Source organism: Acidobacteriota bacterium, assembly GCA_038040445.1.
Classification (GTDB): domain Bacteria; phylum Acidobacteriota; class Blastocatellia; order UBA7656; family UBA7656; genus Onstottus_A; species Onstottus_A frigus.
On record JBBPIG010000018.1, the window covers coordinates 132,032 to 143,357 of the forward strand.

At 53.0% G+C, this 11,326-nt stretch carries 11 protein-coding genes; 5 read left to right on the forward strand and 6 right to left on the reverse strand.

What is annotated here, in order from left to right:
- Positions 1-220: 220 nt before the first annotated feature.
- From AABO57_19245 to AABO57_19255, 3 genes are all read right to left on the reverse strand, one after another.
- The gene (locus AABO57_19245; protein MEK6287860.1) at positions 221-1,696 is read right to left on the reverse strand and encodes a serine hydrolase; all 1,476 of its coding nucleotides are present in this window, start codon (positions 1,694-1,696) and stop codon (positions 221-223) included.
- Positions 1,697-1,865: 169 nt separating this feature from the next.
- Positions 1,866-2,255 carry a VOC family protein gene (locus AABO57_19250; GenBank protein MEK6287861.1) on the reverse strand — a complete coding sequence of 130 codons (390 nt, stop codon included), beginning with the start codon at positions 2,253-2,255 and terminating at the stop codon, positions 1,866-1,868.
- 147 nt (positions 2,256-2,402) lie between these two features.
- A complete protein-coding gene (locus tag AABO57_19255; GenBank protein MEK6287862.1) occupies positions 2,403-2,714 on the reverse strand; it encodes an ASCH domain-containing protein in 312 nt (103 codons plus the stop codon).
- Between AABO57_19255 and AABO57_19260 the strand changes: the two genes are divergently transcribed.
- Both AABO57_19260 and AABO57_19265 read left to right on the forward strand, forming a co-directional pair.
- Positions 2,704-2,892 (forward strand): hypothetical protein, encoded by a 189-nt coding sequence (locus AABO57_19260; GenBank protein ID MEK6287863.1) that lies wholly within the window; start codon positions 2,704-2,706, stop codon positions 2,890-2,892. The two genes, AABO57_19255 and AABO57_19260, sit on opposite strands and share 11 nt — an antisense overlap.
- 422 nt (positions 2,893-3,314) lie before the next feature.
- Positions 3,315-5,081, forward strand: a complete 1,767-nt coding sequence (locus AABO57_19265; protein MEK6287864.1) for a hypothetical protein — start codon at positions 3,315-3,317, stop codon at positions 5,079-5,081.
- A 150-nt stretch (positions 5,082-5,231) separates the two neighbouring features.
- On the opposite strand, the gene AABO57_19270 is transcribed toward AABO57_19265, so the two are convergent.
- The 3 genes from AABO57_19270 to AABO57_19280 all read right to left on the reverse strand — a co-directional run bounded on the left by AABO57_19270 (position 5,232) and on the right by AABO57_19280 (position 10,043).
- Positions 5,232-6,536: a hypothetical protein gene (locus AABO57_19270; protein ID MEK6287865.1), complete on the reverse strand. Its 1,305-nt coding sequence runs from the start codon at positions 6,534-6,536 to the stop codon at positions 5,232-5,234.
- Positions 6,537-6,538: 2 nt separating this feature from the next.
- A complete protein-coding gene (locus AABO57_19275; GenBank protein ID MEK6287866.1) occupies positions 6,539-8,761 on the reverse strand; it encodes a sensor histidine kinase in 2,223 nt (740 codons plus the stop codon).
- 82 nt (positions 8,762-8,843) lie between these two features.
- Complete coding sequence (locus AABO57_19280; protein ID MEK6287867.1) at positions 8,844-10,043, reverse strand: hypothetical protein; 1,200 nt, start codon at positions 10,041-10,043, stop codon at positions 8,844-8,846.
- Between the two features lie 346 nt (positions 10,044-10,389).
- Here AABO57_19280 and AABO57_19285 point away from each other — a divergent pair, with 346 nt between their 5' ends.
- From AABO57_19285 to AABO57_19295, 3 genes are all read left to right on the forward strand, one after another.
- The gene (locus AABO57_19285; GenBank protein ID MEK6287868.1) at positions 10,390-10,569 is read left to right on the forward strand and encodes a DUF4160 domain-containing protein; all 180 of its coding nucleotides are present in this window, start codon (positions 10,390-10,392) and stop codon (positions 10,567-10,569) included.
- On the forward strand, positions 10,562-10,819 hold the full coding sequence (locus tag AABO57_19290) for a DUF2442 domain-containing protein (GenBank protein ID MEK6287869.1): 258 nt from the start codon (positions 10,562-10,564) through the stop codon (positions 10,817-10,819). Before AABO57_19285 ends, AABO57_19290 begins: the two co-directional genes overlap by 8 nt.
- 259 nt (positions 10,820-11,078) lie before the next feature.
- Complete coding sequence (locus AABO57_19295; protein MEK6287870.1) at positions 11,079-11,234, forward strand: DUF2442 domain-containing protein; 156 nt, start codon at positions 11,079-11,081, stop codon at positions 11,232-11,234.
- Positions 11,235-11,326 lie beyond the last annotated feature (92 nt).

Below are 11,326 nucleotides of genomic sequence, written 5' to 3' on the forward strand. Positions count from 1 at the left end.
TCCCAACTTTCGTCTTCGGCACCGAAAACTGAAGTTGACCCAGCTATCCGTACAAACCCGTCGAATCCGTGTTTTTCCGTGGTCCATCTGCCTGAGCTTCGGATGGATCACGGATGACGCGGATTCGACGGATTTACACAGACCCAATTCCCGGCGCTGGTTTCGAACTTCGCTCGTCGCGTCACTCCCGAACGCCTATAGATATGAGTCCCTCGAGACGTTATCGAACGCGCCGATATTGGTTGCTGTTCCAGATCACCCTAACAGCGTGGCCCTCACGCCCCAGTTCAAACACCAGCGTCTCGCCTAACGCCTCATCTTTCCTGATTCGACGGAACGTGTGCTCGCCTACCTTCTTCAGCTTCGTCAAGCCTCGCACAGGGTCCATTGTGGGTAGAGAAAGTGTCGCCAGCCCGTCTTCCCATTCGACTATTGCGATCTCACCTCCGAATCCCGATTCGTAAGTTCCAGTGTATCTGGCGAGATTAGCCTGCGGCTGCGCTGTTTCATTCGTCGCAGGCTTGCCTGCGGTTTTTATAGCCGGCGCGACTATGTTGTACATCTGCTGAACGAACTCGCCCGTGTTCACACCCTGTGCATTAGCCATGAAGATCGTCGCCAGCTTCTCATCCGGCTTGAGCAGCAATTGCGTGCGGAAGCCGGGACAGGAACCGCCGTGCCCCACAAAGACTTTCCCCTCACTCCTCGATACTGAAAAGCCGAGCCCCCACATCGTCTCAAGGTCAGGGTCCACCCAGTGTACACGGTGCATCTCCCGTAGCGTGTTCGACCTGAGCACCTCTTCGCCGCCTTTACGGTCAAGTACTCGGAATTGCCAGGAAGCGAAGCGCGCCAGGTCTTCTGCACTGGAAGCATATCCCGCAGCGGGAGCTATGCCCCGTGCCATGAAAAACGGAACTGGTACTCGCGTGCCGTCACGTAGCAAAGCGCTATAGCCTGTGGCCAGTCTACCGCCGCGCTCTTTTTCAGGTATCTCAGGTGTAGTGCTTTTTAGGCCCAGCGGCTCGAGAATGCGTTTGCCGACGTATGCCTCGTAGGGTTCGCCCGATACCGACGTGATCAACTCCCCGGCGAGCGTGAGACCGAGGTTCGAGTATTGAAAGTAGGTCTCGGCCGGATAGAGCGTCTCCTGCAAGGCGAGCCGCTCTTTAACCTGCTCACGGGTGGGGAAGGCAAACTCAGGGCCCGTCCAGTATGGGAAGTCGGATTCGCGCGGAAGGCCCGACGAGTGAGTGAGCAGTCCCTCGATTGTGATCTCAGGCCCGAGAGGATCGCTGCGCTTGATTTTAAACCAGGGGATGTAGCGGGCCACCGGATCGTCGATGCGGAGCTTGCCCTCGTCACGCAACTGCATTACGCCGATGCTTGTGAATAGCTTCGAGATCGAGCAGATGCTGTAGATGGTGCTCGGTGTTGCGGGCGACTTACGCGAGACATCGGCGTAACCGAATCCTGCGCTCCACAACAGTTGCTGGTCGTAAACGACTGCGGCCGAGACACCGGGGATCTGTTGGTATGCACGCTGCGCATCGAGCCAGACTTGCAGGAGGTTGAGAGTTTGCTTAACGCGCGGATGTTGGGCGACGGATTGCCCTGTTACGGATTGCCCTGCTACCGAAGACGAGGCAACGAGTAGAACAACTACAAGAACAATCAAGCTAGCTAAACGTTTCATAAAGCATCCCTTTCTAAATGAAGTCCAGTGACTCATAACAGTGAATTCGACAGTAGTTTCTCATTAACACCCAACGTCTGCACTCAGGCGTGCGTCCTCGCACGTCGCCTGCAGCGCGTTGTTGGGCGCGACCTGCCTGACGATGCATTAGCGCACATCGAAACCAGCCTTAGGACCGAGGACGACCGAAAAACAAGACGTAGCCGTCCGCGTCCTCGAGTTCGAATCCACGCAAACCATCATGCGTGTCCTTGAGTGGTTCCGAAAACTTGACGTTGCGCGAGGCAAACTCTGCGGCCAGTGCATCCGGATCAGGAACGTAAAGGTAGGCGTCCCAACGGGCCGCTGGTTCTCGCTTGTAGTTGGGAAGCGGAGCTACACCAACATCCTTGAGCATGATCATCGCACCGCCGCGGCACACAATACCAAAGAAGGGGTCATCAGCGGGCTCCTGATACGTGATATCAAACCCGAGTTGATCACGATAGAACGAAAGCGCTGCTGCGCCGTCATGCACGATGAAGAACGGCGAGGCGCTGGAGATTTCCGGTTTAGTCATGTGAGTTCCCACCCGTTTTCTTCCGCCCAACTTCAGTTGGGTGTTAGTAAATGATAGATCGATCGCAACCGTTTTAACGGTTTCGCGCTTCGTGGATGTGGCGAAACTGTTGAAAGAGTTCGGAGACCCGCGCTCGCCACGCCATTTCTACTCATCTCCCCATCTTGGCGCGTCCCATGCGCCCGGAGGCAAGTAATGGAACCGAATCAGGTACATCTTGTCGCCGCTTCCGTGTTTTGCGATTCGCAGCAAATCATCCACGGTTTCGAACCCCGATTCGCGGGCCAGATCGTCCGTGACGTCGGTGACGGTAATCGGCACAATCGAATCCACTACGATGTGGCCCTCATCCATCGGGTAACGGCCACCCACCTTTACATGGGGATGCTTCCAGATACGAATGCTGCATTTTATTATCCCGAGCCGCACTCCCGGGCGAAGGCGTTTGGTGAATACCATACAGAACCTCACGGAATCGCTTCGGGCCGCCACCCGGACCCAATGGCTTCACGCCGTCGTGAGTTACGGCCTGCAAGCCCGCTCTCGCGCCGACCGGTCAGTCGCCGATCTGCCGCGGCTGTGGCGGCACAACCAGCTTGTCGGCGTGATCGCAAGCCACAACCTCTTCGGGCTTTGAACCGTGGCGCCGGCCTCGCAAAGAATCGCCGTTCCCTGGCAGCCTTGAAAGTTTACAATTCACTGCCGCAATCCTTTTACACGAAGTTGAATTGTCGCTACAAGCAAGCAGCCGTATCTCAACAACCCGCCAAACACGCGAAATCCACGTAACCGCGTAGCGGTGTCCTCTCGATAGACGGGTTAGTCGGGCCGCGGACCGGGCCGCTTTAGCGGCTACCTGTTAACTAGGCCGGTCGGCTGAGCGCGAAACAGGTGACCGCTACGCGGCCCGGACGGCTTAGATTCTGGCACAGCCTACACAGACGGTGGGAGCCGCCACTTCCCCAAATCCCACCAACGCAGTTGGTGGTACTATCAGCAACCGCAGAAAGAGCTGTCTCGTTCCCTTTTTCAGCAGCTAGGCGAGAGGAGGAAAACGTTGTGACGCGCTACTCAAACTCGACTGATCGTGACATTGAACCCGAGCAGAATAAGCTCGCCTCTAATCTCCCGGCTTCCCGACGTGAGTTCCTCGGAGGCGCCGCGCTGACGCTCATCGGGCTGTCACTCCCCGAGCCGGGCTTCAGTGAGACGAAGGCCACCCGGCCGACCCTGGGGTTTCACGACTTGCGCCGGGCGCCCGACAGCGTGATGGTGCAGACGGCGACGGGCGATCTCCGTCTCACCCGTACCGGCGAGCGATGGACAAACGGCCCGGTCGTCGTGACGTTCAGTGATCTACCGGGCGCGCTCCGTGTCCAACTATCCGCGCGGGCAGTTCCAATCAAGCGGCTGCACCTGCGTTGGCGAGCCCGAATGAACGACACCCGTCTCATCCTTGGCGACGCATGGGAGCGGGGCTACGGAGACCTCGAGTGGCGTGGCTGGATACCTGATCGCGTCATGCCCTGGTACTTCGCGACGCACAATTCGACGAACAGGGGATCGCTCACCCATTCGTACGGCGTTCGCACGGGAGCTAGAGCGTTCTGCTTTTGGCAGGTCGACGCGCAGGGCATCAGCCTGTGGGCGGACGTGCGAAGCGGAGGCGTCGGCGTGCAACTCGGCGAGCGAGTCCTCGACGTTTGCGAAGTCGTCTGCCGCGCCGGCCGTGCGGGGGAATCAGCGTTCGCCGCCGTTCACGCCGCATGTCACCAGATGTGCTCGAACCCGCGGCTTCCGCTGCAGCCGGTCTATGGTAGCAACGACTGGTACTGGGTCTACGGGAAGAACAGCGCGGAGACGGTCCTCGCCGACGCCCGGCACATCGTCGAGCTCTCGCCGGCGAGTGCAAACCGACCGTTCGCGGTGATCGACGATGGTTGGCAACCGGAGCGCGGCAAAGACAAAGCCGGCGTGGGCACGTGGGATCGGGGCAACGAGAAGTTCCCCGATATGCCCGGATTGGCAGGCCAGATTCGGCGGGCCGGCGCGCGACCGGGAATCTGGATCCGCCCGCTACAAGCGACCGGAGATGCTAAAGATTCATGGCGCTTGCCGCGCGACCGCGCGTTCCTCGATCCCACAGTGCCGGAGGTTCGGCAAAAAGTGGCCGGTGACATCGCGCGGCTGAGGCAGTGGGGCTTCGAGCTGATCAAGCACGACTATACGACGTTCGACATCTTCGGCAGGTGGGGCTTTCAGATGGGCGCCGCGCTGACGAAGGACGGCTGGACGTTCGCCTCGGGGCCCGGGCGCACAACGGCCGAGGTGATCAACGAGTTGTATCTCACAATTCGCGCAGCGGCGGGCGACAGCCTGGTCATCGGCTGCAACACGGTGAGCCATCTGTCGGCCGGGCACTTCGAGATCTGCCGAGTCGGTGACGACACGAGCGGGACCAGTTGGTCGCGAACGCGAAAGATGGGGGTGAACACGCTCGCGTTTCGGGGAACGCAGCATGGCGCGTTCTATGTCGCGGATGCCGACTGCGTGGGGGTCACAAACGCGGTGCCCTGGGTCTACAATCGGCAATGGCTTGACCTGTTGGCCCGGAGCGGCACGATGTTGTTTGTTTCGCTGGCGCCCGACGCGTTGGGCGCCGCACAGCGGCGAGACCTCAAGGAAGCGCTCGCGCTGGCGGCGACCGCCCACCCGCTCGCGGAGCCGCTGGACTGGCAGCACACCGTGTATCCGGCGCGGTGGCGGCTGATGGATCGCGAGCGGACTTATGACTGGGTAGGCATGGACGGCGCCGGCCCGCCCTGAGATCCTGTCGTGGATGGATGCGGGTTGGCGGATTCGGAGTTTGTTCCCAAGAAACAGCCGGATCAGTTGATCTGCGCATTGGTTCGACACAGAGGGAATGCGCTTGACCGAATGTTAAGAAACGCTAGACCGATGGTTATAGCCTCGCGGCTATCTAAGGTTGAGGTTTCGTACACTTAATGGAAGACTGGGGGTACCAACTCTACCAAGATGAGAAATATAGCGCTGCCGGAGTTGCTGTATGAACGGTGCGTTAAGTTTGTAAGTTCGTTTGTTTTTGATTGCGTCGTGGCTAAATCTCTCGCATCCTTCACTCAGATCCATTGCTACCGACAGACCGAGTTTGGTTTCGTTAAATGGAAACGAAGGGAGAATATGGAATGTGGAATCGCCGTTGTTAAATCGCGTCCTCAATTTATCTAATTTGACTATTCCTTTGGGCGTGCCTGTCCATCCCTCGTACAAATTGCGTGCGTAGCCGTAGTTCAGTTGTAACGACAAAAACGAATCAAATGAATCTCTCGTAAACGTCAACAGCTCAAATGTTCTTGACTGATTCTTGATAACATTCTTGATGTCGCATTCGGGAGTAACGATGATCCCGAATTTGTTACGAGATATTCTACAAATATCGCCTGTCATTACGGGTGCGTCTTCATCTAACTTTGTGTAGAAGATTCGTCTAAAGAGCCGCGCCACGGATTTCTCATCAGAGGGAGCAGCCGTCTCCTCGTTTGCTTCATCGGGACTGACATGTTGCTTGATTGACGCAATCAAGCTCGGGTCCTGAGTCAGACTTTCGGCGAGTAAGTACTGAAGAATTTCTACAATGAATATCTCACCGCTAACACCATCGTCCTTGGCCGTTTGTCCAAGCTCCCTAATCCAGTTATGATCCGCGTCAGAGAGCTCCAACAGGATTTTTTGAACTGATTGATTAATTGTTTTTGTCCATACATTAGGAATCGAAAGATTTTGATTCCGTTCTCGCCACTTAATTATTTCTTTTGCAATTTGCTTGGCTTGATTCTTCGAATCTCCTTTTATCCGAAACTTAATCCTCTTTTGATATTTCTTCACCAATTCGGCGCCATAAAGGTCTTTCACATTCTCGTTCGAGAAGATGTATATCAACGAATAAAATTCGTTATGTCTCAAGAAGTCTAATGTGTCTGAACCGTCTCGTGAGATTCTCATTCCACTAAGAACAGATGCATCTTCACCTGCATTCAAAAGTAATTCTGTGTTGTCATAAACCCAGTCGAGGATTATGGCGCTGAAGGACCCAATGGACTTAACCGCCTCTTCGGCTAAGTCTAGATTCCTTACTCCTAATACTGGGTATTGCCTACGAAGCTCTTCAAATAGTTCGTTTTCGAGTGATCTCTCGATATCATTCTCTTTGACTATGTACTCGTCGAGTTTATCGTCAACGAACAGGATTACTCCGTTCATACTTATTCGGCCTCGCCAAACTGAATGAGGAAATTCGCGCCGGGAAGAACCTTGAGCGGTTCGGTAGTAATTAGCACGATTTGAGCATTAATGCGTTCGAGGAGTTCCCTAGCGATGTAGAGTCCAAGTCCCCGACCGCTTTCGGCCTTGGTTGAATAAAACTCCATAAATATTATTTCCGATAAATCGGCGTCGATCCCTTGACCATTGTCCGCGACAATTACCTGTCTGCTTTCTTGGTCTATTTTGACTATAATGCGGTGCCTACCAGATTTCTTGTTGAGCCAGTAGATTGCGTTGTCTATCAGATTGATAAAGACCTGTAACATTAGTCCGAGATTAGTCTGGACAACTATGTCGCCTGGGCCCTCTATTTTGAATCCAATATCGTATTGAAATTCCCGCCGATAGTAGCGTTGGATTCGTTCCAAGGTGTCCCTTACGCTAATTGCTTTAGTCTCTTTGCGCGATTCCCTAAAAAGCGGCTGTAGGATTTGCAATTCCTGATATAGGAAATCCAAGTTTTCGGTCAGATCTGAAAAGAATTGTCTCAGGGTAGCAGATGAAAGTCTGTTCTTCTCAAATCTCGTTACAATGTCATTGGCATTATGAATCATCCTACGAATCAACATGAAGATGTCATGAGAAGATTTTTCAACCGCCATCCCCAACCCGGCAAGTTCCTCCGTGATCGAGACCTTGATCTTGTACTGAGCTACCAATTCGTTCGTAGTTGCGACAAACGCGTTCGCCCTTTTCAGGGTCTCTTCATCGCTGCTCTTAATCAATTGCTTCCGAAGTCGTTCAAATGATTCGTTGAATTTCTTATTTGCGCTGGAAAATAATCGCTCTTTTCTTAACTCGTCGCGTTGTTTATCAACGTCGACAAAGTCTTTCATGACCTTCAAAGTTGCTTGGAGCAGGGCGACAAAATCCTCAGAAGCCCCGTTTATGTTGACGAGGCCTTCTCTGCTGGCTGCATCTCTTAATTGTGGATTGTGCTCTTGGGTGATGAATATGAATCCCAGTAGATCGTTGTAGCTAAAATAGCGACCAGCCTTGTCCTCGGCTCTAAGTTTACTCAAAGAGAGCCAATCAACACCTCTTTCGCCATAGGGATAAACGCGGGTGAAATCCCGGTACAGATAGACCGAATTGTTTTTGATGAACGCGCGTTCGTGTTCTTTTAATTCCAAGTGTTGGTCTCTCCAATCAAAGGCATAAAAGAAAAATGTGCATGGCCCAACATGAGGTTTTCGTCTCACCTTCCAAAATCTGTTTCTATGATAAGTACTCCTACTGCTCCCATCAGCCTTCCTTATTCGCACAGGCTGTTCTTGTGTTCTTTTGACGAATTCAAGGAATTGCTCCTTAAACATCGGGAAGCCCCAGAGGTCGTGCTTGGCCGCGTCCGAATCATCAAACAAGTCGATTTGCCCATTGAGTTCCTTATTCCTGTTGTGTCTGTATTTGTAATCCAGAATTCCGCGCTCACTTATTTGGCCCTCAAACCTGAATGGCGCGAGTTCAATTACTTCTTCAAAGCTGGTTCGGGATCTCGGGTATTCTCTATCATCCCAATAGAGCTTAACGTCAAAATCTCTTACGAAGTCTCCCTTAAAGGTCGGTATCGTCGGTGGAATCATTCTCTGGAATGCAACTTGGAGTTTTTCTAATTCCTCCAATCTCCAGTCATTCCTAGTATCTGAAATCCTTAGCAGAGTACCTTTATGTTTTTCATTGGTGATGCAAACCGGGGAGTCGTTCAATTTCCATTCGTTCATAATTTCGTCGAGGAACTTTTCGGGAATCTTAGTAGTGGTCGCAAACTCATCATCTTGAGAGTACTCGCGGAAATTCAAAGTTAGATGCACCTCAGGGGTGCGAACGGTCTTGGTAAAGATTTCTACATAGTTGCCTAATTTATAAATCGCAAACCGTCCCACTCCCTTGTCGCCTTGCATTACTCGCCCTTTGTTTGTGTAGCGGTGTTGCTTTGATTTCTTTTGGTTTAGCTTGTACGGAGTGGCCGGTTTCATCCAGACGTCTCGAATAATATCTAGTGTCATCCCGTCGCCATCGTCTTCTATTTCAATTACAGGCGTCTCTCCGACAACATCGAAATTCAGGAACCGTACTGACACGTGATTTGCGTCGGCGTCATAGCAGTTCTTTACTAACTCAATAACACCGACCCATTTACTCGTAATCAGTTGATCTCCCAATATACTGATCAGTCGAGCATATGGTCGGAAACGTTCACGGCCGTGTTTGGGGTTAGAATCGTTACTTGACATGGATCAGTTGCTACGGTTTGCGAAAACCCAACACCGATTCCGTACGCATTCGCTTCCGAAGATCAGATTCTTCTGAACTTGTAGGAGGCGGAAGATATCGGCGGTTGGATGGAAGCTGCCTTTCGTACGGCTTTGTAGGCGTAAGTCCCACGTGTACAGCGGCAGCGCTTACCGCCAGAGCATTTTCTATGAACACACCTTTCAAACATGAATTCCCGATGACCAAAATTGCCCTGCCTTTTGGTTTTAAGACTCTTTTAAGCTCAGCCATCATCATCGCCAGATCGAGAATATATCGCCGAAAAATCCCAAGTTCTCTGTCAGGCAGTTGATCAATTGATGGCATCGAAGCACAAATGTTATCTGCAACAGTTTCATCCACACCGTGACCGGGATACTTTTCGCTGCCTATGTTCTCAGACCTGGTGGATCGAAGTTCTGAAATCGTGTGTCCTAGCCATATCAGTGTGAATTTGTGTCCTCGCATGTAATCGATCGCATTCAAATACGGTGGCGACGTCAAGACAGCATCCACGGACGCGTCGGCTAGAGTTCGAAGATTCCGCGCATCTCCAATGCCAACGCGGACATTGCCGAGTGGCGGTTGGTCCTCCAAACGCTTAGCTATAAAATCGACGGATTTCAGAAACTCGGGAATCACAAGAAAATCATTTTCGTCGCGCTTCTTATGAGGGCGGCTGTGAGAAACATCCCATGCGAGTGATGCACCTCGCTTTTTTGTTATGATTATACGGCTGAAGGCAACCCTCAATGCATCCGCGATCGGTCCGCGACACCGAAGTAACACGCTACTAAGCCGGCGCAAATCGTCTCTCTGCACCATTCCAAACCAAAAGCTTACAAACTCATCAGTTTCTTGATCATCATCGATCCAAGGCAAATGGATCAATAAGGGCTCAAGTCTGGTTGCCGCTTCCGCGACGTCTACTGCCTTTTGCCGAAGCCGTTTCGTACAAATTGGAGTCGTCCAGACTTTCGTCATTAGGACAGCCAACGGATCACGATCGAATGCTAAACCATGATGCCCTTTTTCCGATGCAAATCGCACCGCCGTTCCTGAACCGGTCATGGGATCGAGGACGATCGAACCTGGAGGTAGCTTCGACAATGCCGCTAGAGCAATCTCTGGTGCCATTCGCGCCGGAAAAGGATGAATTGGCTTTAGTGATGTCTTAGCTGATGAGGTCATATCGCCTTACAGACAAGTGGGATTCTACCACTAGGAAGGTCCGTGAGATAGAAGAATCCCCATTCTTTTGCAGACGCCTTTGAGAACCGCTACTCCGACCGAGAGAATTGCAGCGCGAAGTTCTGGCTCGACCCGGACGCATCGTCCGTCACGAATCACGGCTACGGCCGGAGAGAATTGCGCAGCATCCAGCGCATGCCTGGGAACATGGAGCGTGACTGGGTATCGGGCGGGTGGCACTATGTCAACGGAAAGAGGGGTGCGAACGATTGACAACGATTCTAATGATTGTGGGCTGGCGGTTCTTCTTTTACGCCAATGAACGGAACGAACCGATACACATCCATTGCCGAAGGGAGACGCCGAAGCCAAGTACTGGCTCGAAGTCGCGGGTTTCCAGGTTATCGAAGCCCACGCCTACAACATGAGTCCAGCGGATAAGCGAATCGTGCGTAGGATCATCTTTGAGCATTTCGACTACATCGTGTCAGAGTGGAATAAGTTCGAGGAGAAGAAACATGGATAAGGCACACGACATTCAGAAGGTCGAGTTCATTGGAACGACCATGCTCCTCCAGGTCGATGGCCAGAAATACGAAATCGAGATTTCAGAATGGTCGGAACGACTCGCGATGGCAACGCAGGACCAGAGGGAGCGATTCGAGGTGTCTCCGGCAGGATATGGGCTTCATTGGCCGGACGTCGATGAGGATTTGTCCATTGACGGTCTGATTGGAGTGAAGCATTCAGCGCCTGCTGCTGAAACGACAAGATGAATGGCTCGTCGATGCCCTTGCAGCCGACGCCCAGCACGGCGCTGAGAGAGAATTGCCCATCATCGTGTGTGAGACCCCGAGTCATTGAGAAATGAATGGGACGAATTCTGCGGTGGTTACACTAGCCAGAGTCTTGAAAAGTCGAAGTCACGGACGACACGCTGTCGATTGATCTCGAGGATGGCCGGACTGTCTCGGTCCAATCGGGTGGTATCCCCGTCTCGCGAATGGCACACCCGCGGAACGCGCTAATCTTCAGATAAGCGGGGCTGGCTATGGAGTACATTGGCCGGACCTCGACGAAGACATCTGCGTCGAAGGACTGTTGCTCGGCAAGCGCTCGTCGGCGAGCCCGTCTTCCTTTGAGCACCGGTTGCAACGTCGCAGAGAGAAGCTGCCACAAGACGCGGCGTAGTCGGCCAAAGCGTGCGCCCGGCAGACGGGAATTGGCTCTCCGTCAGGAGGGCCATGTTTATAGACGCCAACGCCGAGCCAATCCGCCCTCCG